Annotated in this window: 20 protein-coding genes and 1 tRNA gene; 9 read left to right on the forward strand and 12 right to left on the reverse strand. The window is 70.6% G+C overall.

What is annotated here, in order from left to right:
- Positions 1–1,274, forward strand: a 1,274-nt coding sequence (locus KN815_RS30860; RefSeq protein WP_507229915.1) for a response regulator transcription factor, incomplete at its 5' end; no start/stop codon positions are given.
- A gap of 142 nt (positions 1,275–1,416) precedes the next feature.
- Here KN815_RS30860 and KN815_RS30865 read toward each other — a convergent pair.
- The 6 genes from KN815_RS30865 to KN815_RS30890 all read right to left on the reverse strand — a co-directional run bounded on the left by KN815_RS30865 (position 1,417) and on the right by KN815_RS30890 (position 7,686).
- Positions 1,417–3,075 carry a long-chain fatty acid--CoA ligase gene (locus KN815_RS30865; protein WP_216345160.1) on the reverse strand — a complete coding sequence of 553 codons (1,659 nt, stop codon included), beginning with the start codon at positions 3,073–3,075 and terminating at the stop codon, positions 1,417–1,419.
- 117 nt (positions 3,076–3,192) lie between these two features.
- Entirely contained in the window at positions 3,193–3,723 is a 531-nt protein-coding gene (locus tag KN815_RS30870; RefSeq protein WP_216345161.1) for a SigE family RNA polymerase sigma factor, read from the reverse strand.
- Positions 3,724–3,996: 273 nt separating this feature from the next.
- Positions 3,997–4,857, reverse strand: a complete 861-nt coding sequence (locus KN815_RS30875; protein ID WP_216345162.1) for a DUF1906 domain-containing protein — start codon at positions 4,855–4,857, stop codon at positions 3,997–3,999.
- Positions 4,858–4,910: 53 nt separating this feature from the next.
- On the reverse strand, positions 4,911–6,077 hold the full coding sequence (locus KN815_RS30880) for a lipid-transfer protein (protein ID WP_216345163.1): 1,167 nt from the start codon (positions 6,075–6,077) through the stop codon (positions 4,911–4,913).
- Complete coding sequence (locus KN815_RS30885; protein ID WP_372458523.1) at positions 6,074–6,613, reverse strand: MaoC family dehydratase; 540 nt, start codon at positions 6,611–6,613, stop codon at positions 6,074–6,076. Before KN815_RS30885 ends, KN815_RS30880 begins: the two co-directional genes overlap by 4 nt.
- Positions 6,614–6,696: 83 nt before the next feature.
- Positions 6,697–7,686: a bifunctional MaoC family dehydratase N-terminal/OB-fold nucleic acid binding domain-containing protein gene (locus KN815_RS30890; RefSeq protein WP_216345164.1), complete on the reverse strand. Its 990-nt coding sequence runs from the start codon at positions 7,684–7,686 to the stop codon at positions 6,697–6,699.
- Between the two features lie 719 nt (positions 7,687–8,405).
- Between KN815_RS30890 and KN815_RS30895 the strand changes: the two genes are divergently transcribed.
- Together KN815_RS30895 and KN815_RS30900 are read left to right on the forward strand one after the other, a co-directional pair.
- Positions 8,406–9,449 (forward strand): bifunctional DNA primase/polymerase, encoded by a 1,044-nt coding sequence (locus tag KN815_RS30895; protein WP_216345165.1) that lies wholly within the window; start codon positions 8,406–8,408, stop codon positions 9,447–9,449.
- A 405-nt stretch (positions 9,450–9,854) separates the two neighbouring features.
- Entirely contained in the window at positions 9,855–10,613 is a 759-nt protein-coding gene (locus tag KN815_RS30900; RefSeq protein ID WP_253209344.1) for a hypothetical protein, read from the forward strand.
- 36 nt (positions 10,614–10,649) lie between these two features.
- Here KN815_RS30900 and KN815_RS30905 read toward each other — a convergent pair whose 3' ends face one another.
- Positions 10,650–10,940: a helix-turn-helix domain-containing protein gene (locus tag KN815_RS30905; RefSeq protein ID WP_253209345.1), complete on the reverse strand. Its 291-nt coding sequence runs from the start codon at positions 10,938–10,940 to the stop codon at positions 10,650–10,652.
- 360 nt (positions 10,941–11,300) lie between these two features.
- Between KN815_RS30905 and KN815_RS30910 the strand changes: the two genes are divergently transcribed.
- The gene (locus tag KN815_RS30910; protein ID WP_216345168.1) at positions 11,301–11,735 is read left to right on the forward strand and encodes a VOC family protein; all 435 of its coding nucleotides are present in this window, start codon (positions 11,301–11,303) and stop codon (positions 11,733–11,735) included.
- A 335-nt stretch (positions 11,736–12,070) separates the two neighbouring features.
- On the opposite strand, the gene KN815_RS30915 is transcribed toward KN815_RS30910, so the two are convergent.
- Both KN815_RS30915 and KN815_RS30920 read right to left on the reverse strand, forming a co-directional pair.
- Complete coding sequence (locus tag KN815_RS30915; RefSeq protein WP_216345169.1) at positions 12,071–12,529, reverse strand: IS5 family transposase; 459 nt, start codon at positions 12,527–12,529, stop codon at positions 12,071–12,073.
- Positions 12,530–12,559: 30 nt separating this feature from the next.
- Entirely contained in the window at positions 12,560–13,351 is a 792-nt protein-coding gene (locus tag KN815_RS30920) for an aminoglycoside adenylyltransferase domain-containing protein (RefSeq protein WP_216345170.1), read from the reverse strand.
- A 108-nt stretch (positions 13,352–13,459) separates the two neighbouring features.
- Between KN815_RS30920 and KN815_RS30925 the strand changes: the two genes are divergently transcribed.
- Positions 13,460–13,957 (forward strand): GNAT family N-acetyltransferase, encoded by a 498-nt coding sequence (locus KN815_RS30925; RefSeq protein WP_216345171.1) that lies wholly within the window; start codon positions 13,460–13,462, stop codon positions 13,955–13,957.
- A 249-nt stretch (positions 13,958–14,206) separates the two neighbouring features.
- On the opposite strand, the gene KN815_RS30930 is transcribed toward KN815_RS30925, so the two are convergent.
- Together KN815_RS30930 and KN815_RS30935 are read right to left on the reverse strand one after the other, a co-directional pair.
- Positions 14,207–14,293: transfer RNA gene (locus tag KN815_RS30930), tRNA-Ser, on the reverse strand.
- 39 nt (positions 14,294–14,332) lie between these two features.
- On the reverse strand, positions 14,333–15,847 hold the full coding sequence (locus KN815_RS30935) for a S1C family serine protease (protein WP_216345172.1): 1,515 nt from the start codon (positions 15,845–15,847) through the stop codon (positions 14,333–14,335).
- Between the two features lie 220 nt (positions 15,848–16,067).
- On the opposite strand from KN815_RS30935, the gene KN815_RS30940 reads away from it, so the two are divergent.
- The 3 genes from KN815_RS30940 to KN815_RS30950 all read left to right on the forward strand — a co-directional run bounded on the left by KN815_RS30940 (position 16,068) and on the right by KN815_RS30950 (position 18,857).
- Complete coding sequence (locus KN815_RS30940) at positions 16,068–16,901, forward strand: glycerophosphodiester phosphodiesterase (RefSeq protein WP_216345173.1); 834 nt, start codon at positions 16,068–16,070, stop codon at positions 16,899–16,901.
- A gap of 140 nt (positions 16,902–17,041) precedes the next feature.
- Positions 17,042–17,731: an ATP-binding protein gene (locus KN815_RS52360; protein WP_372458524.1), complete on the forward strand. Its 690-nt coding sequence runs from the start codon at positions 17,042–17,044 to the stop codon at positions 17,729–17,731.
- 157 nt (positions 17,732–17,888) lie between these two features.
- Positions 17,889–18,857 carry a DUF5926 family protein gene (locus KN815_RS30950; RefSeq protein ID WP_216345174.1) on the forward strand — a complete coding sequence of 323 codons (969 nt, stop codon included), beginning with the start codon at positions 17,889–17,891 and terminating at the stop codon, positions 18,855–18,857.
- Between the two features lie 586 nt (positions 18,858–19,443).
- Here KN815_RS30950 and KN815_RS30955 read toward each other — a convergent pair.
- Positions 19,444–20,118 (reverse strand): bifunctional DNA primase/polymerase, encoded by a 675-nt coding sequence (locus KN815_RS30955; RefSeq protein ID WP_216345175.1) that lies wholly within the window; start codon positions 20,116–20,118, stop codon positions 19,444–19,446.
- A gap of 581 nt (positions 20,119–20,699) precedes the next feature.
- On the opposite strand from KN815_RS30955, the gene KN815_RS30960 reads away from it, so the two are divergent.
- The coding region (locus KN815_RS30960) for a GAF domain-containing protein (protein ID WP_372458525.1) at positions 20,700–21,324 on the forward strand (625 nt) is incomplete at its 3' end.

Below are 21,324 nucleotides of genomic sequence, written 5' to 3' on the forward strand. Positions count from 1 at the left end.
AGCAGCCGACCCAGCAGCCTGCGCAGTGGCCGGACGCGCCCGCGCAGCCCCGTCCGCAGCCGCTGCCCGCCGAGGCCCCCCAGAGCGCCGACGCCGCCCAGGGGCGCGCGATCAGCGTGCGCACCCTGGGCCAAGGGGTGCCGTTCGCCCAGCAGGTGGGGGAGCATCCCCAGGGCCAGCCGCAGCAGGGCCAGGGACGCCCGCAGCAGGGCCAGCCCCAGACGCCCTCCGGAGGCACCAGCCTGGGCTCCGGCAGGCGCCGCAAGCTGGCCGCCCGGCCCGAGATGGCGGACCAGGGCGCCTCGGCCGAACTCCAGCCCGCCGGCAGCCGTTCGCAACCGCACCCCGGGGCACAGACCGGCGCCCAGCCCCGTCCCCAGCCCGGGCCGGGGGCGCAGCCGCAGCGTGCGGCGGGTGGGTCGCAGAGCTCGGGCCGTGCGTTCGCCATCGGCGCGCCGGACGAGGGCGCCGAGGGGCCGGAGCCGCTGGACGGGCCCAACGGCGCCGTCGAGATCGTCGACGACCGCACCCCGCCGCCCGACGACGAACTGCCGCCGGAGCCGCTGGACAACCCGCGCCGCCTCCTCGTATGGCCCGCCCCGGACATGTCCACCCAGCAGGCGCTGAGCGACCGCGGCTACCGTCCGGTGATCGTGAACTCCCGTGAGGAGGTCGACGCGCAGATCGCCGCGTACCCGGCGGCGCTGTTCGTCGATCCGCTGACCGGGCCGATCACCCGGACCGCGCTCCAGTCGCTGCGTACGGCCGCGGTCGCCGCCGAGGTGCCGGTGCTGGTGACCGCGGGGCTCGGCCAGGCGACGCGGGAGGCGGCGTACGGCGCCGACCCGGCCGTCCTGTTCAAGGCGCTCGCCCCGCGCGACAGCGAACAGCATCCGTCGCGCGTTCTGCTGATCGAGGAGCACGAACCGATCGCCGTCGCCCTTACGGCGACGCTCGAGCGGCGCGGGATGCAGGTCGCCCGCGCGGCGACGGACGCGGACGCGGTCTCGCTCGCGGGGCAGATGCGGCCGAACCTGGTGGTGATGGACCTGATGCAGGTACGCCGCCGCCGGGCCGGGATCGTCGACTGGCTGCGCGGCAACGGACTGCTCAACCGCACCCCGCTGGTCGTCTACACCTCCGCGGACATCGATCCGGCGCATCTGTCGCGGCTGACCTCGGGCGAAACGGTGCTGTTCCTCGCGGAGCGCTCGACGAGCGCGGAGGTGCAGTCGCGGATCGTGGACCTGCTGGCGAAGATCGGCACCAACTGACACGTGCGGTCCTTACGGTGACGTGCGGGCCGTAAGGAGACACTCGGCTCCTTACGGTGGCCGCGTCACCGACCGGCCGACCGGGGGCTCGGGCCCGCTCGGCCCGCGCCCCCATTCCGTAGCGTTCCTCAGCCCAGCGTGGTCAGCGGCCCAGCGTGGTCACGTCCAGTTCCCCGTCCGCGTACTGCTTGCGGATCACCTTCTTGTCGAACTTCCCCACACTCGTCTTCGGCACCACCGGAACCACCGCCCAGTGCTCCGGCAACTGCCAGCGCGCGACCCGTTCGGCGAGGAAGGCCCGCAGCCCCTCGTAGTCGACCGTGGCGCCGTCCGTCAGCACCACCGTGGCCAGCGGCCGCTCGCCCCACTTCTCGTCCGGCACCGCCACCACCGCCGCCTCCGCGACCTCCGGATGGCCCATCAGCAGGTTCTCCAGCTCGACCGTGGAGATCCACTCGCCGCCGGACTTGATGACGTCCTTGGCCCGGTCGGTCAGCGTCAGATAGCACTCGGGGCTGATGGTGCCGACATCGCCGGTCTTCAGCCAGCCGTCCTCGGTGAACTTGTCCTCGGGGCGGAACGGCTCGCCGTCGGCCCCTCCGTAGTACGCGCCCGCGATCCACGGCCCGCGCACCTCCAGCTCACCCGGCGTCTTCCCGTCCCACGGCACGACCTCGCCGTCCGCCGAGATCAACCGGCACTCGACGGACGTCGGGAAGCGGCCCTGCGACAGCCGGTACGGCCAGCCCTCCTCCGCCGAGAGCCCGCCCGGCGGATGGGCCACGGAGCCGAGCGGAGAGGTCTCCGTCATGCCCCATGCATGGACGACGTGGATGCCGTGGCGCTCCTCGTACGCCTTCATCAGGGAGGGCGGGCAGGCCGAGCCGCCGATGTAGACGTCCCGCAGACAGCTCACCTCCCGCGGCCTCGCGTCGAGTTCGGCGAGCAGCCCCTGCCAGACGGTGGGGACGGCGGCCGCGATGGTGGGACGTTCGCGTTCGATCATCTCGGCGAGCGGCGCGGGCTGGAGGAAGCGGTCGGGCATGAGGATCGAGGCGCCCGCCATAAAGGCGGCATGCGCGGTGCCCCATGCGTTCGCGTGGAACATGGGCACCACCGGCAGCAGGGTGTCGCCCCCGGACATCCCGAACGACTCGGCGGCGTTGACCTGCATCGAGTGCAGGTAGATGGAGCGGTGGCTGTAGGCCACGCCCTTGGGGTCCCCGGTCGTCCCCGAGGTGTAGCAGAGCGCGGCGGCCTGGCGCTCGTCGATCTCCGGCCAGGCGTAGTGCCGCGGCCGGCCCTCGATCAGCTCCTCGTAGTCATGGACCCGGGCGGCGCAGCCGTCCAGGACGGAACGGTCGCCGGGCCCCGCGACCACGATGTGCTTCACGGTGGTGAGGCCGGGGAGGAGCGGGGCGAGCAGCGGCAGTACGGAGCCGTTGACGATGATCACGCGATCGGCGGCGTGGTTCACGATCCAGCCGAGCTGCTCGGTGGGCAGCCGCAGGTTGAGGGTGTGCAGTACGGCGCCCATGGAGGGGACCGCGAGATACGCCTCCAGATGCTCGCCGTTGTTCCACATCAAGGTGGCCACGGCCTGCCCCGGCTCGACCCCGAGCTCATCGCGCAGCGCGTTCGCCAACTGGATCGACCGCATGCCCACGTCGTGGAAGCTGAGGCGCCGGGGCTCGTCCTCACCGGTCCAGGTGGTCACATGGGCCGTACGGCCATGCACGAGTGCCCCGTGCACAAGGATGCGGGTCACGGTCAGCGGTACGTCCTGCATCGTGCTGAGCACCGGGGCCTCCAGGGTTCCGGTTACGCGCGGGCTGAGGTTCCGCCGATTGTGCAGCCGACCGCTCGGTATGTCACTACCCCGGACCCCGCCGGCCCCCGTCGGCCGACGCTCGGACGGTCACGCGGCGTAGCCGAGCTCCGGGTCCTCGCGGAGCTTGCTGAGGGCGCGCGAGACCGCGCTCTTGACGGTGCCGACGGACACCCCGAGTACCTCCGCCGTCTGCGCCTCGCTCAGGTCCTCGTAGTACCTGAGGACGACCATCGCCCGCTGACGGTCCGGCAATCGGAGTACGGCCCGCCACAGGGCGTCGCGGACGACCTGCCGTTCGGCGGGGTCCGGAGCGGGCACCGTCTCGGGCTCGGGCAGCTCCTCGCAGGCGAATTCGTCGATCTTGCGCTTGCGCCACTGCGAGGTGCGCGTGTTGACCAGAGCGCGCCGCACATAGCCGTCCAGCGCTTTGTGGTCCTCGATGCGCTCCCACGCCAGGTACGTCTTGGTCAGCGCGGTTTGCAGCAGATCCTCGGCGTCGCACACGTTGGAGGTCAGCGAGCGGGCGGTGCGCAACAGCACTGGCCCCCGCGCCCGTACATACGAAGTGAACGACGGGAACGCGGCGGCGGATACGCCTGTGCACACGGTCGTGGTCATGGCCTAACGCTAGGAGCCGGGCAGGTCGGAGCGGATCGGCCATAAGTGCCGAAGCGGGATCAGCCTCAGGTTGTACGGTTGGTGCTGGCACCACCTACTCCGGGGGGAGGGGCTGAGCCGAGGGTCAGGGTTCCTCCTGAGGGTTCCCCGAGAGCGTCCCCGAAGGCGCTCCCGGAGAGTTCCCGAGGATTACCCGAAGATGCCTACGAGGACCCCTCCGAAGATGCCTCCGCGGATCCAAGGGTGTCCCGGACGGGAGCCGGTGACGGAGGGTCACTTGATGATCGCGACCGGTGCGTCCACCTTGTTGCGGTCGATGCGCAGCGTCCGGCCGCCGTGTGTCACATCGACGTTGCCCTTGTACTGGTGGATGCGGCGGTGCGGATTCCACGCGCTCTTGGCCAGCGACGGCTCACCGTACAGCGACGGCTTCCCCTTCCAGCGTGCGAACCACATGGCCGAGGGCAGGTCATGGAGCCCGGCCCGGCGGGCCTGCTCCACATGGCGCACCCCGGACTCGGCGCTGCTGTAGAAGCCGGGGAAGAAGCCGTGCGAGCGGACCTCGCGGTTCCAGCCGCGGATGAAGGAGAGCGTCTTGGCGGCGCAGCCCGTTTTCGTCAGGTCGTACGCCTCCATGTCGAGGTAGAGCGCGCTGCGCTTCTTCAGGGAGAGCGCCTTGGCGCGCGCGACGGCGTCCTTGCCCTCCGCGCGCCCCTGGGAGAAGGGCTTGCCGCCAATGGGCACATGCTTCTTGTTGGCGCTGCGGACGCAGGGGGCCTGGGATCCGACGAAGATGGGCAGCACCCGCCACTTCATGCTCTTGACGCCGCGCATCCAGGAGACGGTGAGGTTGGGCTGGCTCGCACAGGCCCGGCCGCGGCCAGCGTAATAGACGCCGACGGCGCGGTAGCGGGAGCTGTTCCACGCGCGCAGGGTGGCGAGGGACGGCGCATGGCAGGTGTCGAAGGCCCAGCCCTGGAAGACCTTGGCGCCCAGGGGGCGGGGGTCGGGCAGGACCTCCGCCGAGGCGGCGGGGGTGGCACCGGCGATCGCGGTGGCCAGCGCCGCGGCCAGACCGGCGGTCCAGCCCGTGGCTTGCCAGTTGCTCCGCCTGCTCTGCTTTCTTCGGGTCATATGAGGAGTGAAGGTGGACCTCGGCGGCCGGAGACCGCCGACACGCGCGCGGTTCAGCCGTCTGCGCCGAGGAGAAGCCCGGATGTCGGTACCCCGGTGCCCGCGGTGACCAGGGCGCGGGCGGCCCCCGGCACCTGGTTGACGGAGGTGCCGCGGATCTGGCGGACGGCCTCGGCGATCCCGTTCATCCCGTGCAGATACGCCTCACCGAGCTGACCGCCGTGCGTATTGAGCGGCAGCGCGCCCTCGGCGACGAATCCGGCCGCCTCACCGCGTCCGCAGAAGCCGAACTCCTCTAGCTGCATCAGCACGAACGGCGTGAAGTGGTCGTAGAGGATGGCCACGTCGACGTCGGCCGGGGTCAGCCCACTGCCGCGCCACAGTTGCCGGGCGACCACCCCCATCTCGGGAAGGCCCGTCAGGTCGTCGCGGTAGAAGCTCGTCATCTGCTCCTGACCGCGGCCCGCGCCCTGCGCCGCGGCCGTGATCACGGCGGGCGGACGCCGCAGGTCGCGCGCCCGCTCCACGCTGGTGACGACGAGCGCCTGGCCGCCGTCCGTCTCCTGACAGCAGTCGAGCAGCCGCAGCGGCTCGACGATCCAGCGGGAGGCGGCGTGATCGGCGAGGGTGATCGGCTTGCCATGGAAGTACGCGGCCGGGTTGGTGGCCGCGTGGCGGCGGTCGGTGACGGCCACATGGCCGAAAACCTCGGGCGTCAGCCCATAGGCGTACAGATAGCGCTGGGCGGCCATGGCGACCCACGAGGCCGGGGTCAGCAGCCCGAAGGGCAGCGACCAGCCGAGCGCGGCACCCTCGGCGGACGGCTCGCGGTGCTGTACGCCGGAGCCGAAGCGGCGCCCGGAGCGCTCGTTGAACGCGCGGTAGCAGACGACGACCTCGGCCACGCCGGTCGCGACGGCGAGCGCGGCCTGCTGCACGGTGGCGCAGGCCGCGCCCCCGCCGTAGTGGACGCGCGAGAAGAAGGTGAGATCGCCGATGCCGCACGCCTGCGCCACGGTGATCTCGGGGCTGGTGTCCATGGTGAAGGTGACCAGCCCGTCCACATCGGCCGGGGCGAGACCCGCGTCGTCCAGGGCCGCCTGGACGGCCTCGACCGCCAGCTTCAGCTCGCTGCGGCCCGAGTCCTTGGAGAACTCGGTGGCGCCGATGCCGACGACGGCGGCCCGGCCGCCCAGGGTGTCCGCCTTACGGGCGCTCATCGGGGGGTGTCCGGGGTGGTGATCTCGGTGGGGGCGTCGGTGGTCGCTGGGGCGTCGGTGGTAGCGGGTGTGTCGGTGGCCGCTGGGGTGTCGGTGGCCGCTGGGGTGTCGGTGGTCCCCTTACGGGCGTCACCGGTTCCCGGGGCGTCGGTGGGGAGCTGCACCGTGACCTTGCCGGTCACATGGTGGCCGATGCCGTTCCTGCCGGTGACGGCGACCTCCGCCGTACCCTCCGCGACCGAGGTGACCTCACCCGTCAACACCATCTCATCGCCGGGGTAGTTGGGCGCCCCGAGCCGGATGGCGACCTTACGGAGGCGGGCCCGGGGCCCGAAGTGATCGGTGATGTACCGGCCGACCAGCCCATTGGTGGTGAGGATGTTCATGAAGATGTCCGGGGAGCCCTTCTCCTTGGCCGCCTCGGCGTCGTGGTGCACATCCTGGTAGTCCCGGGATGCGAGGGCACCGGCGACGATCAGGGTCCGGGTGATCGGGATACGCAGCGGGGGCAGTTCATCGCCCGTACGCACGGTCATAGGGCCGCCTCCTCGTCCGTACTGTCCACCGGGTCCACCGGGTCCACCGGGTCCACCGGAGGGTTGTTCGCCTCGTCCGTCCCTCATGCCTCGGCGCCCCGGAACACCGGCAGCTCCAGCTCCTCGTCCACGCGCAGGAACTCCAGCTCGACGGGCATGCCGATGCGCACCTTGTCGTACGGCACCCCGGTGATGCCGCTGACCATCCGCACCCCTTCCGCGAGCTCGATCAGGCCGACCGCGTAGGGCGGGTCGAAGGCGGGGAAGGGCGGATGGTGCATGACCACATAGCTGAACACCGTGCCCGCGCCGGACGCCTCGACCGCCTCCCACCGCTGGGAACTGCATGCCCCACACCCCGGCAGCCAGGGGAAGCGCGGGGCGGCGCAGTCCAGACAGCGCTGGATGAGTAGCTGATGCCGGGCGACGCCCTGCCAGAAGCCCGCGTTGTCGCGGTTGATGACGGGGCGAGGGCGGCGGGGCCGGTCGACCCCCCGCTCCGCGGCCCGTCTCGGCTCCGGCTCCGGCTCCCGCTTCGGCTCCGCCTTCGGCCGCGCGGGTGCGTACTTGAGGATGCGGAAGCGGTGGGTGCCGGCCAGCTCCCCGTCCCCGGTACGGACGTTCATCCGGGTGGTGACGAAGTATCCGGTGCCCAGCTTGGTGGTCTTACGCGGCGACACCGACTCGATGACCGCGTCGAAGGTGATCTCGTCGCCGGGGCGCAGCGACCGCACGTACTCCTGCTCGCAGTCGGTAGCGACCACCGAGGTGCAGCCCGCGTCGTCGAGCAACGCCAGCAGCTCGTCGTACGCCGCGGAGCGGGCCGAACCGCCGGGGTGCCCGGCCAGCCCGCCCATCGTCCACGCCTGAAGCATCGTCGGCGGGGCGATATCCGGATAGGCGGGGTTGGTGTCGCCCATCGCCTCGCACCAGTGCCTGATCATGGGCTCGTTGACCGGGTCCCTGCCCGCGCCGCCGCTCGCGGCCGTCCGCCCCTCGTACGCTGTCAGCCGTCCGCACAGCTCATCGAGCCCATTCGGTTCATCCAGGTCGTGCAGCTCATCGCGCGTCATCGCTGCCCCTGCCGCATGCATGTCTCCCGTAGAAAGCAATCTGACTATCCGTCAGATACGGCGATGCCGTCAAGAACGCTGAAGCAGGCCGCCACCCACCGCCCGCCACCCACTCCAGGCCCACCACGCACGATCGCGCGATGGCGTCGATACGCCACCGCGCGACCGCACGACCTCACCCGTCCCGTTCGCTCAATAAATCACCACAGCTCACTCAGATCGATCGGACATTGCCCCACCCCTGCCGCGCCCCCCTGCGGGCGTCCGCGATGGCGGCGACCTACCCCCAAGCGATCGGGGCAGATCCCAGGAGCCGCACCCCGCCCTGGACGCGGCAAACGGCGGTGCGGTGAGAGTGCGGCCGGAGCCCGTCCTTGTGTCCACCATCTCGATGCCTCCGATCCTCCGACGCTCGGGAAGTGTCGCGGAAGCAGAGTTGCCCACCGAATCCCGGACGATGCGTACGGGCCATGGGAATTACCACGCAAGCATGATGAACCTGTTTTAAACGCCCCACGCACCCCCGCTCCCCACACCGCGCCGATGCGCCGGGTGGGCCCGGGTGCGGCGATGCGGCGATGCGGCGACACGGGGCGCGCCACCCCGCCCCGCCGCAGGGTGGGCCTTACGAGGGAACCGGTTCCGCATAGTTTCGGCCATCCTCGGCGACTTGCCGGGCCCCCTTCCCATTACCGAACACTTGTCCGAAAATGGGTCACATGGCGAATACCGCACTCGCCCATGTTCTTGCCCACGCCCTGACCGCCGCGGCCCATGGCTTCCGCGTGATCCCGCTGACCCGCGCGAAGCTGCCCGCCGTGCGCTCCCCTCACCACCACGACCCCGCGCCTCTGCCGTGCCGCGGCGAATGCGGCCGACTGGGCCATGGAGTCCATGACGCGTCGGCGGACCCCGGGGCGATCCGCGCCCTGTTCGCCGCCGCCCCCTGGGCCACCGGCTACGGCATCGCCTGCGGACGCGCCCCGTACCACCTGATCGGCCTCGACCTCGACCTCAAGGACGGGCTCAAGGACGGGCTCAAGGACGGAAGACCAGGAAGACCCCGAGGAACCGGGGGAGCGGCAGACACGGACGGTCGGGCCAGGAAGCCCGATGCAAACCGTAAGGACGGCACGGACAGCAGGGACAGCACCAGCAGCACAGACGGCACAGACGGCCTGGCGGCCCTCGCCCGGCTGGCCCGCGAGCATGCCTTCGCCATCCCCCTTACGGTCACCGTGCTCACCCCGAGCGGCGGCCGCCATCTCTGGTTGTGCGGCCCACCCGGCCTCGCCGTCCCGAACTCCGCCGGCCGCCTGGCCCCCGGCATCGACATCCGCGGGCTGGGCGGCTATCTGGTCGGCCCCGGCTCATACGGCTCGCACGGCAGCTATCGCCTCGCGCCTGACTCCCCCGCCTGGGCCCCGGCGCCCGCCCCGGCCGCCCTGCTGCGCCTGCTCACGCCCCCGCGCCCGGCCCCACACCGCTCGTACCACCCCGGCCCGCCGTCCCCCGGGCCGCATCCCGCCGCCCTGGAGGGGCTCGTACGGTTCGTCCGCGCCTCCCGGGAGGGCCAGCGCAACGACCGGCTGTTCTGGGCCGCCTGCCGCGCCTACGAGACCGGCGCCGGGCCGGAGTTGGCCCCCGCCCTGATCGAGGCCGCGCTCGACACCGGCCTGGCCCCGCGCGAGGCCCGCGCCACCCTCGCCTCCGCGGCCCGCAGCGCCGCCCGCCACCTCCAGCCCCCGGACGCCTGGGCCTGACGCATACGCCTGGGACGGATGAACGGAGCGGTGGCGGCGGACGTATGGCAGGACGCCGGAGGCGGCGCGATCCAGCGGTATACGGACCGTGAGCCGTGCGCTACGTGAACGAGGAGCACTATCGTGATCACGCGACGAGGCGCTCCGTACCGGAACCGGACCGCAACGCGGTGACCAGGCGGCGCGGGAACCACGCCCGTTCGCCGGTGCTTCCGCCCCGTGGCGGACCGTGAAGGGGTCCCCAATCTCCCCGTAACCGGTGATCGGCGACCGGTGATCGGCGACCGGGGTGATCCATGACCGTCCGACCGGCGACCGTCCGACCGCCTCCGCCGCACCGGTACCAAGGCGCGAGCAGGGGGAGCATTGCACGAGCTCTACGCACAGAGGTGGTTCGCGGACTTCGTGTTACCCATCGGCGTCTGCGCACTGGTCACCTGGATCTCGCTGGTCCACCGCTTCTCCGACAAGGGCCGCCTGCTGGGAACCGTAAGGTCCACGGCGCTGTGCTGCGGAATCATCGCCTGTAGCTGCGCGGCGGCCCTGCTCACCATCGCCCTGCTGCTGCCGCACGCCGCCGATGTGCCCCCCGCCGTGGCCGCTGCCGCCGCGGGCGGGGCCCTGGCACCTCGCGTCCGTCAGCAGCAGAACCAGCAGTCCACGCCGCCCTTCGTGGCCGTGATCACGCTGGGCATCGCGGTGCTGCTGAGCGAGCTGGAACGGCGGCTGGTCCACGACATGTACATCCACTGCCACCGCCTCGTCCGCGACTTCGAGAACGTGGCCCAACTGCGCATGTTCGCCTTCGAGGCCCGCCGCCACCTGCGCGGCTGCGCCGCCGCGACCAAGGACAGGACGACCCTCAACACCTTGTACGAGGAGGTGGACCAACTCCTGGACGACGCGACCAAGGTGGAGGCCGACATCGAGGCGAGATGCCGGCAGCGGGAGGTCCAGGAGTTCCCGCCGGAGCTGCACACCCCGACCCGGGAGGAGGCCGAGGACCGCCGTCAGGCCCTGGCGATGGCCATGGACGCCTGCGCGCGCATGCTGGAATTCGGCTACCGCACCGGCAAGCGGAGCGGCGACCGCGAACTCACGCGGCTCCGCGACGAGGCCCTGGCGGCGCGCCCCCTGGCCACGACAGGCACCCCGCACCCCTGACGCGAGGCGGCACACCACACCGCCCGTCAGCGACGCTCAGGGAGCGTAGACAAAGGCATCGGACCCGTCGCCCAGCCCACGCGTCCGACGAGCCCCGTCCTCCTTGGGCTCCACAAAGCTGATCTTGATGTCCAGATCCAGTGCCTCTGCCACGGCAGCCAGACTCCGCAGCGTCAGATTCTCGTCGCCGGAAAGTATCTGGCTCACCCGTCCCGGGCTGACGTCCATGAGCCGGGCGAGGTCAGCACGGCTCATATCGCGCTTCCCCAGCAACCCCGCGACCTCCACGGTGGCCTGCCGCGCCAGCCGAGCCCCCGCACAGTCCACGGCCTCCCCCTTCGAACCCTTGCCTTTCCACGGCACACTCATCACCCTCCCAGCGCATGGTGCCGACCGTTGGGCTTCACACCCCTCGGCGACAGGATTCCACCTTTAGCTACAACTAAAAGCCCACATCCCCCACCCCCGCCACCCGACCCACCCCCACTCGCCCCTTCCCCCCGCCCTGACCTGCACCAACGCCCCCACCCATAGCTTTTCGGCCAGATCTGACGCCGCCCGCCCCGGCCCGCCGACGCCCCCGCCTCGAACGTCCAACACCAGGAGCCCGGGCCTACCAACGGTCCACACAGCAGGCCCTCCGTCGGCTCGGCCACGACTGTCAGTAGCGCGCAGTACGGTCCTGACATGACAGCCAGAATCGATCTGACCTTCGACTGCACGGACGCGAAGCTCCTCGCCGAGTTCTGGAAAACGGCCCTGGGGTACGTCGACGAGCCGCCGCCCGCGCCCTTCAGAACCCGCGAGGAGTGGCTCGCACAGTTCGATCTCCCAGAAGACGATTCCGCGGACGACGGCGCATGGCTCTGCGACCCCGACGGCATCGGCCCCAGGCTCTCCATCCTCAAGGTCCCCGAGCGCAAGACAGCGAAGAACCGGCTTCATATCGACATCCGGGTGCCGGGACACGGCACCCCTGACGAGCGGTGGGCACGGATAAGAGCAGAATCCGAACGGCTCATCAGAGCGGGAGGAAACGCCCTGGAGGAGTTCGACGGGCACCACATCTTGATGGCGGACCCAGAAGGCAACGAGTTCTGCGTCGGCGCCGCCTCTTCCTAGACCCCGTCAACAACGACGCCGACGGAACGATCCACTCACAGCCCAGTCACCTCACCTGTCATCCAGGCCCTGGGCCGTCTTGAAGGACGACGACGAGGAGCGACGTCAGGGTCTGCGGGAGCCGAGGGGGCGAAGGGCATGGGCAGCATCGCGGGGGCCGTAGGCTCGCAGATCTGGATGGACGGTGGCCGGTTCTCCTGCCGGATTCCAACGACATACCGGAGCTGGCCGACGATAGCCGGGCTCAGAGCCTCGCCACCGTGCTGGTCGTCCCGTCGCCAGTAGTCCTCGCTGGAGGAGCGGAAGGTTGCGGGGTCGGCCTGGCCCGGTGGTGTTCACACGGACTTGGCCGAGCAGAGTCCAGCAACTGCGGGTTGTCCCCGGCCTGACCAGGCGTGCAGATCACGATCCATCTGGCCACCGACGCGGGCGGGCTGCTGCGGCGCATTCCCCTTTTTACGCGCACCAGCGGCGTGCTGATGCGCCCGCACCACCGAGGAGTCGATGGAGAAGACCCACTCGAGCTCGCCTGCGTCAGCCTGTCCGGTCTGGACGTGAGTCAGGATGCGGCCCCAAGTGCCGTCAGCGGTCCATCTGCGAAGGCGCTCGTGCAAAGTCTTCCATGGCCCGTAGCGTTCGGGCACGTCCCTCCAAAGCCCGCCGGTGCGCAGTTGCCGGAGGATGCCGTTGACGACCTGCCGGTGGTCCCGCCACTGTCCACCCCGCCCGGAGGAGGTCAGGAATGGTTCGATCAACGCCCACTGCTCGTCGATGAGGTCGTCGCGGCAGGCCATGATCAGGCACGTTACTCCCCGGCCAAGGGCTCAGAGGGCACGCCTCGGCGAGCTGTGCTGCTGTGCTCGGTCTGCGAGGGTGTGGGCGAGTTCGGTCACCCGCGAGGTGAGACCGGTCCAGTCGTCAGTGATCGTGCCGAGGTAGCCCGCTCGGGCTCGCTCCAACAGATCACGATCGGTTGTCGTGAGCGTCTGCGCGACGGCCTCAGCGGCGGCGTCCTTGGAGACGATCTGGCCGGTGTCGAGCGTGACGAGGATGCGCGCCAGGGTGAGGAGGATATTGCGCTCATCGCCACCGATCTGTTCCAAGATGTCCGGGATAACGGCAAGGACCGCTTTCCTGAGCAGCTCGGACGGGACAGAGGTGACAACGTCACCGAACGCGGGCCCACGCAGCACTCGGCACGCCGAGTGAGTAGTGGCCAGAAGGACGACGGCGTCGGGATCGTTCGTGGGTTGGGGAAGGTCGCCGTCGGTCAGGTCTGCGCGAAGCCACTCGCCGTACTGGAAGTCGCAGCGAGGCGCGTGTATCAATGGATGGACGTCGGCGATGACGATGCTGGTCAGCTCGATGGGTCGCCGATGCGCTGCGTCGGGGAAGCGTTCGGCGTGGCCGTGCCATCCGGAGATGCCCAACAGCAGCGAGACCAGCGCGGCACGCTCGGGTGCCGTCAGTGAGCGGTGAGTGACCATGAGCAGGTCGATGTCGCTCTCCGCACGCAGCCCAGAGGTACTGGCGGAGCCGTACAGGTAGACGCCGACGACATCCCCTGGATTCTCTCGGTCCAGGTACTTCAAGAGCGGGGCGATAAGTTCGTCCATCGCCCCTCAGCGTAACGACCTCGGGGAACAGGGCCCCTGTGCCTCGCGATGGCACCTTTGCCGTCGACCGATCAGCGACGTTCGCAGGACACGACCTAGAGTGATCGGATGATCGAGGTTCGTTCTGCCCGCCCGGAAGACGGCGACACGCTCGGCGATATCCACGCCGCAGCCTGGGAGGCATCTCACGCCCCCTTCTTCGAGCCGGAGTTCGCAGCGCATGCCGTCCAGAGCAGGCGTACAAGGTGGCATGAGCGGATCGCAGAGGGGACAAGGACGATCCTCCTCGCCGAGCTGGACGGCCGCCCCATGGCGCTGTCCGCCCTGCTCCCGTCCCCGACTCGGCCAGGTCTCGCAGAGATCTTCAGCTTCTACTGCCACCCCGACGGCTGGGGCAGCGGCGTCGCCGCCGCACTGATGACCGAGACGCTGCGCCACCTGGACGACAACGGGTTTGCTCGGGTGCATCTGTGGACGCTGCGCGACACTCCACAGTCCCGCCGCTTCTACACCAAGTGCGGCTTCATCGAGTCCGGCGCCGAGCGCGCCTTCGACTACGGCGGCGGCAACCGCCTCAACCAGGTCGAATACGAGCGGGCCTGTTGACTGCGGCACGAAGTACTTCAGCCGGACAACGTCGGAAGTGCTGATTGGTTCTTTGCCCATGGACAGGACTTGGGGGTGCCCGGCCCGTCCGGAAGCCGCCAGATTCCTCGGGCGATCTGGCCCACGCCTGGTCCACACGCGCTGGCCAACGGTGGGATTCGAGCGACACAGCGGGAGACGGCGGACGTGCGGAAGGGGTGCCCCCGAACCAGGGGCACCCCTTCTGACCAGCTAGTTCGCCGACCTCGGCGGAGGCTGAGGGATTTGAACCCTCGGTGACATCGCTGCCACGACGGTTTTCAAGACCGTTCCCTTAGGCCGCTCGGGCAAGCCTCCCCGCGCCACTCGCGGTGGCGCGGGGATCAGCCTAGCGCGTTAGCTGTCGCCCTTGCGCTTCCCCAAGGTGACGTCCGCCGTCGACAGCTTGCCGCCGCGCTTGTAGGTGAGAGTGACCTTGTCGCCCGGCTGGTGGGTCCAGATCTCGCTGATGAGGGTCGGGCCGCTGTCGATGGCCATGTCGTCCAGCTTGGTGATCACGTCGCCGGACTTGAGGCCCGCCTTGTCGGCCGGGCCGCCGGGGACGACGGCGGGGCTGCCGCCGGTGCCGTTGGAGGCGATGGTGGCGCCGTTGGCGGAGTCCTTCGTGCTGACCGTGGCCTCGATCACCGGGTAGATGGGCTGGCCGGTCTTGATGAGCTGCTCGGCGACGTTCTTGGCCTGGTTGATCGGGATCGCGAAGCCGAGGCCGATGCTGCCGGACTGCTGGGATTCGCCGAGGCCGCTGCCGTTGCCGGCGGACTGGATGGCGGAGTTGATGCCGATGACGCCGCCGTCCGCGTTGAGCAGCGGGCCGCCGGAGTTGCCCGGGTTGATGGAGGCGTCGGTCTGGAGGGCGCTCATGTACGAGGCGTTGCCGCCGCCTCCGTCGCTGGAGGCGACCGGGCGCTTCTTGGCGCTCACGATGCCGGTGGTGACGGTGCCGGAGAGGCCGAAGGGGGCGCCGATGGCGACGGTGGCGTCGCCCACGGCGACCCGGTCGGAGTTGCCGAGCGGCAGCGGGTCGAGCTTGGCGCCCGCGGCGTTCTTGAGCTTGACCACGGCGACGTCGTAGCCCTGGGCGCGGCCGACGACCTCGGCGGTGTACCGCTTGCCGTTGGAGAAGGTGGCGGTCAGCTTGCCGTTGTCGGCGGCCGAGGCGACGACGTGGTTGTTGGTGAGGATGTGGCCCTGCTTGTCGTAGACGAAGCCGGTGCCGGTGCCGCTCTCACCGTTGTTGCCCTGGGCCTCGATGGTGACGACGCTGGGCAGGGTCTTGTTGGCGATGCTCGATACCGAGCCGGGCGCGCGGCTCTCCGTCTTGGGGTTGCCGTAGGCGGAGACCGTGGTGGTGTCGCTGCCGTCGCTCTGCCGGTCGGCGGCCCAGAAGCCGATGCCGCCGCCGATGGCGCCCGCGACCAGTACGGCGGCCAGCATGGTGGCGACCAGCCCGCGGGGCTTGCGCTCGGGCGGGCCGGAGGGCGGCACGGGAGCGGTCCCCCACGGTCCGCCCGGGCCGCCCTGCCCACCCTGTCCGTCGCCCGGGCCGCCCGGCTGCTGTCCGCCGTCGGCCGACCACCACGTGCTGGACTGGCCGGCGTCCGCGCCGGGGCCCGGGGTGCCAGGGCCCGGGGCGCCGGGACCCGGAGCGCCAGAGCCCGGGGCGCCGGGGTCTCCCGGCGACCCTGCCGCGTCGGACGGGCCTATTGGCGCGTCCGACGCGGTCGGCCGCGTGCCCGCGGTGGGCTCATAGTCCGGCGCGGGTGGCACGGCCGGGTTCGGGTGCGGCGCCGGAGGGGCCGGATGCGGCCCGGGCGCGGGCGGAACGGCAGAGCCCTCGTTCTCGGTGCTCACAGCTCTCTCCTCAGGTGCACGACAGATTTCCTCGACGGCCCACGTGTAGTACGTCTTACCGTCATCAGCTTTTCCCACAGCGCGTCAGACCGCCGTAAGGAGTGGCGGCCCTGCGGACTACCACCCTTTATCCCGGACAATTCGCCCTACCGCCATTCCGTGCGAACGTACGGAGGGGCCGAGTCCACCGGCTCTCACCGGGCGGTGGCACCATAACGCGGTGACCTATGCGCGCCCTGCCCGGGACAGCCACCCCGGGCCGCCCACCGTCTCCGTCGTCGCCCACCGAGGGGCCTCCGAGGATGCCCCGGAGCACACCCTGGCCGCCTACCGTAAGGCAATCGAGGAGGGTGCCGACGCCCTGGAATGCGACGTCCGGCTGACCGCCGACGGCCACCTCGTCTGCGTCCACGACCGCCGCGTCGACCGCACCTCCAACGGCCGGGGCGCGGTCTCGGCGCTGGAACTGTCCGATCTGGCGGCCCTGGACTTCGGCTCCTGGAAGGGCCGGGCCACCGACAAGGAGGAGCCGGACCGCGACAGCCGGGACAGCATCTCCGTCCTCACCCTGGAACGGCTTCTGGGGCTCATCGCCGACGCGGGACGCCGCATCGAACTGGCGATCGAAACCAAGCACCCCACCCGGTGGGCGGGCCAGGTGGAGGAGCGGCTGCTCACGCTGCTGCGCCGCTACGGCCTTGACGCGCCGCCGCCCGGGGAACGTTCACCCGTCCGTGTGATGAGCTTCTCAGCGCGCTCACTGCACCGGATCCGCAGCGGGGCCCCCGCCATCCCGACCGTCTATCTGATGCAGTTCATACTGCCGCGCCACCGGGACGGGCAGTTGCCGGCCGGGGTGCGGATCGCGGGGCCGAGTATCCGGATCGTGCGGAACCATCCCGGCTATGTGGCGCGACTCCAGCGTGAGGGGCACCGAGTGCACGTGTGGACCGTCGACGAACCGGAGGACGTCGACCTGTGCGTCCGCCTCGGGGTCGACGCGCTGATCACCAATCGCCCCAAACAGGTACTGTCCCAACTCGGACGCTCATAATGGGCATTACAAGGCGTGCACCGGCGCATTCGGTACGTATTCGATCGTGACGAGTGCGTCACGCGATGCCACTTGGCCAGTTTCCGCTCCAGCACCGCGGGGCATTCATCCCGTGGCGTGGGGCGAAGGAGGTCTCGGGGGTGGCGTTGGTGGTGGCACGGCAGGTGCCGACGTCGTCGACCATGGCCGTACCCCATGGTCCTGCGGGTATCCGCACGGCAAGACAGCGGATGCGTGTCGATTTGGGCAGGACTGGGGTATCGGATTCGGTCATAGACGACGCTGTATTGATCCTTTCAGAACTGCTCAGCAATGCATGGCGACATGGCCGCCCTTGGCGTTCCGGTCATGGTGGCGGCACGGTCCGCGCTGCATGGAGCATCGACGAGCACGACCGGCTGACGGTCGAGGTGACGGATGGCGGCGGACCCACAAGGCCACTTCCGGCCAACCCCTCGGTGACCGCACGCGGCGGTCGCGGGCTGAACATCATCATGTCGCTGGCCGAGGAGTGGGGCGTTCGGGACGGAGTCGGCGAGGTCACCGTATGGGCCCTTCTTCCGCCTGACGCCGATTTCGCCCGTCGTGTCGTGCTTCCCTCGGATCTCTCCCCCGACCTGGGTACGGAGCTGGACTCCGACCTGGGTACGGAGCTGGCCTCCGGGCTGCGTCCGAGCCTCGACGCGGATCTTGACCCGCATCTTGGCCCCCATCTCAGTCCACAGCTCGACGCCGATCTCGGCGCGGACCTGCGCTCGAACGTCGAGGCGAACATCGACCCCGATTTCGATCGCGAGCTGGACTTCGCCGATCTGGACGAGCTGGCGTAGCCGACGCGGCTCATGGAGCCGACGTGGTTCGGCCAAAGGGCTAGGCTCGCGCCCGTACCAGTCGTACGCGCCGTAGGAGAGCACTGCCACGGCCGTACGCAGACCGTCACGGGCGTACGAGCAAGCCCTGAGCCGCAGATCGGGAGACAGCCTCACCATGGCCAAGAAGCGCCGCCCCCAGACGAAGGCCACAGGGCCACAGGCCGCCAACGGCGAGATCCCTGTGGTGGGCGCGCGGGAGCCTTGCCCGTGCGGTTCGGGCCGTCGCTACAAGGCATGTCACGGCAGGGAGGCCGCACACGCCGCCACCGAGCTGGTGCAGCGCCCCTTCGAGGGGCTCCCCAACGAATGCGACTGGGTGGCCCTGCGCGAGCTGGTGCCCGCCGCGACCGTCGAGCTGGCCCTCGCCGAGGGGCTGCCCGAGGGGGTTCCGTCGGTCACCCTGGCGACCGTGCTGCCCATGGCGTGGCCCGCGCTGCGCCGCGACAGCGGCGCCGTGCTGCTCGGTCTACAGAACGACACGCCCTCCGGTGACATCAGCCGCGACCTGGCCGACACCCTGCGCCGGGCGCTGACCGCCGACCCGGGCACTCCGGTGGCCGCCGAGCGGGCGCCGGGCGACGGTCCGCGGCTTCAGGATCTGCTCGACCCGAAGGGCACTTTCTCGCCGACCCTGCACGAGGGGTTCGAGTTCTGGGTCGACGACGCCGCGAACGCGACCGGAGAGGTCGCCGCGTCCCTGGAACGGGCCAACGCGGCCGCGATCCCCACCGCCCGGCTCACCGGCGTGGAGGCGGCCTACTGGTGCGAGACGCCGGAGAAGAACCACCTGCGCTGGGTGATGTCCCACCCCGAGGAGAAGCTGCTCGACGCGCTCGCCCGGCTGCACGCCGCGGGCGCCTCCTCGCTCGGCGACAACACCCGGCTGGTGGGCTCCTTCCGGGCCCATGGGCTCACGGTGCCGGTGTGGGATCTGCCCCGCGGGATGAGCGCCGAGGACACCGAGAAGCCCGCCGTGGACCTCGCCGAGCGGCTCGCGGAGGCGCTCGCCTCCGACGCCCCGCTGACGCCCGAGCAGCGGCGCGCCCGGGGCGGTCTCACCAACCGTCAGGTGACGCTGAGCTGACGGTTCCCGGACGGCCGGAGGGCGCCGCCGGGGGACGTGACGCTGCTCACAACTCACCGTTACGCCCTGCAAATAGACGTCCGGAAATCCGCGATCGAATTTGCTATCGGCCGATCTCTTGTTACGGTTCTAAAAGCCCGGTCGCTGGTGCATCCCCCGTCGCCAGCGACCGGGCGCTTCCATGTCCGCGTCCGGACGCCGGCGCGGGAGACGGGCGGGGCGGCACGAGGCGGCCGGGAGTAGGTACGGACCAATTGCCCTCGGCGCCACGGGAGTTGCCCCTGGAGCCCGTGGCCGGGACCTCGAGTGCGGACCCCGAATGCGGACCCCGAGTCCGAAGCGTGAGTGCGGCTCCTGAGCCTGACACTCGAGCCCGAAATCCAAGCGCGCGGCCCTGACCGCAGAGCCCGGAACCCCCGCGCCCTGAATTTCGGCATCCCGCCCGAGAGCGCCGTACCACCGCCGGAAAAGAGCGGGCTCGGAGCCCGGGCAAACGCCTCCCCGGCCTCCGAGCCCCACACATCCCTGCCCCGCCCCTGAGCCTCGCGCTCAGCGGCCCCCGAACCCCCGCACCCGGGGCCCGCCCTCAATAGGCGAGCCGGCTGCCTCCGTCGGGCGCGCTGGTGCTCGCCTCGACCAAGGCGTTCACCACCGTGGCCACCTGAGGCAGCCAGGGCCGTCCGGAGCGGCGCAGCGGCGGCCGCTCCCAGCGCACCCGCCCGAGGCCCGTTTGCGACGGCGGCAGCACCACATAGCCGCCCTCGCCGTGGAACCGCAGCGAGCTGGGCACCCAGTCCTGCTGGTTCAGCAGCTCGCCGAGGTCTTCGAGGGAGTACGGCTCCACCAGCAGCGACCAGCGGGTGGGTGTGGCGACGACCGGGCCGAGCCGCACCCCCGCCCGGTCGAAGACCGCCAGCGCCCGCGCCGCGGCGACCGCGGGCAGGCTCACCGCGCAGGGCGCGAGGCCGCCGGTGGCCAGCAGCAGGGGCGCATCGGGCCGGTTGCCCCACCACCAGCGCACCATGCGCGGGTCGGTGGTGGCGGCAAGGAGAACAGGGTCGAACGGATGTCCACCCGGAACCGCACATTCCGGGTCGGGGCAGCCACACACCCGGGGCCGTCCGCCGCCGGACCGGAGTCCGACGCCCGGGACCACGGGCCACTGCCACTCGGTGGCGCAGGTGAGCGCCGCACGCAGCAGCGGCGATCGCGCGCCGCGCCGCAGCGAGAACTTGCGTCGCCTTCCGAGGATCTCGCGCATGAGCGCTCGTTCCTTTCCGTTAACGCCGAGGGCTGTCCGTCGCACTACATCGCACTTCAGATGGCACTTCACTTGGCACTACGTGGCGCTGTACGGCATCGTTCGACCCGTCACAGCAGGTGGATCACAAGTCACTGCGCGTACAAGGCAGCGCATCATGCCGCGGGCCGAGCGTGGAACGTGGCGAGGGGTGGCGCGCGCATGGCGCTTGCCGTCCGGTTGGTGCGTTCCTCGCCACTCGGGGATGGGCGCGGCCGTTGTGGTCTATGACGCCTGGACCGGCCGCGGGGTTCCGGGCGATCCGAACTGCCCCTGCCCCTTCTCCGAATGTGTACCCGCCGCGGTGGAGACGACGCGCTGTCGAATGACGTCAGTCGACCTCGAAGAGACAGCCTAACGACTTTTTTTCAGCCAAGTTCAATTCCCCCCAGACACCAACAAGACCACCGGGACGATGCTGGACATCGCATCTCCGCTCCGTGTACATCTGGAGACAGTAGCGGCACAGTAGCGGCGCAGCACGACAGGGGGTTTGCGATGCTATTGAGCGAGCCGGACCCGGCGGGTGAAGGCAGCGGGCCATGAACTCGCCCCACGCGCCGAAAGTGGCTGGAATCGATCCTTCCCTCCCCTCGCCCACGCAAACTGCGGACCCCGTCCCGGGCCCCGTTCCCCCGCCCCTGACCGATGCCAACTCCGGTGTCCAGGACCGGCTCGCGAGCTGGGTCTCGGATCTCACCACCCTTCATGAGCTCACCGAGCGGCTGGTCAGGACCGGGACGCTCGACGAGGCGCTGCGTGAACTGCTGCGCGCGGGCGCGGCCCTGGTCGGCGCCCGGCGCGGGCTGGTGGCACTCGAACCGGCCGATGGCCTCGGCCCGGTGACCACCGTGGGGCTCGGCCTCGGCCACGCCGATCTCGGCCAGATGGAGACGATCCCGCGCGGCTCCGCCTCCGCCGGTCATCTCCTCGACGGGCTGCCGGAACCGGGTGGTGAGCGGCGTGCCGATGTGACCCACCCCGATATCGCCGGGGAGGCAGACCTCGACCCGCGCCACCGCGAGGTGGCCGCACGGCTCGGGTTCGCCGCGAGCTACGCGGTGCCGCTGGACCCGTTCCGGACCACCCCCTGTACCGCGCCCGGCCGCACCGCCATCCCCTCGCCCGCCCCCGACGCGGAAGGGTCCGGCGCCGGCTCCCCGGCGG

The organism is Streptomyces niphimycinicus, from assembly GCF_018883605.1.
Classification (GTDB): Bacteria; Actinomycetota; Actinomycetes; order Streptomycetales; family Streptomycetaceae; genus Streptomyces; species Streptomyces niphimycinicus.

Excerpts from the sequence above, each read along its gene's own strand:
- KN815_RS30870 (WP_216345161.1), bottom strand. The coding sequence starts at position 3,723 with ATGACCACGACCGTGTGCACAGGCGTATCCGCCGCCGCGTTCCCGTCG.
- KN815_RS30875 (WP_216345162.1), bottom strand. The coding sequence starts at position 4,857 with ATGACCCGAAGAAAGCAGAGCAGGCGGAGCAACTGGCAAGCCACGGGC.
- KN815_RS30880 (WP_216345163.1), bottom strand. The coding sequence starts at position 6,077 with ATGAGCGCCCGTAAGGCGGACACCCTGGGCGGCCGGGCCGCCGTCGTC.
- KN815_RS30885 (WP_372458523.1), bottom strand. The coding sequence starts at position 6,613 with ATGACCGTGCGTACGGGCGATGAACTGCCCCCGCTGCGTATCCCGATC.
- KN815_RS30890 (WP_216345164.1), bottom strand. The coding sequence starts at position 7,686 with ATGACGCGCGATGAGCTGCACGACCTGGATGAACCGAATGGGCTCGAT.
- KN815_RS30895 (WP_216345165.1), top strand. The coding sequence starts at position 8,406 with ATGGCGAATACCGCACTCGCCCATGTTCTTGCCCACGCCCTGACCGCC.
- KN815_RS30910 (WP_216345168.1), top strand. The coding sequence starts at position 11,301 with ATGACAGCCAGAATCGATCTGACCTTCGACTGCACGGACGCGAAGCTC.
- KN815_RS30915 (WP_216345169.1), bottom strand. The coding sequence starts at position 12,529 with ATGGCCTGCCGCGACGACCTCATCGACGAGCAGTGGGCGTTGATCGAA.
- KN815_RS30920 (WP_216345170.1), bottom strand. The coding sequence starts at position 13,351 with ATGGACGAACTTATCGCCCCGCTCTTGAAGTACCTGGACCGAGAGAAT.
- KN815_RS30925 (WP_216345171.1), top strand. The coding sequence starts at position 13,460 with ATGATCGAGGTTCGTTCTGCCCGCCCGGAAGACGGCGACACGCTCGGC.
- KN815_RS30950 (WP_216345174.1), top strand. The coding sequence starts at position 17,889 with ATGGCCAAGAAGCGCCGCCCCCAGACGAAGGCCACAGGGCCACAGGCC.
- KN815_RS30955 (WP_216345175.1), bottom strand. The coding sequence starts at position 20,118 with ATGCGCGAGATCCTCGGAAGGCGACGCAAGTTCTCGCTGCGGCGCGGC.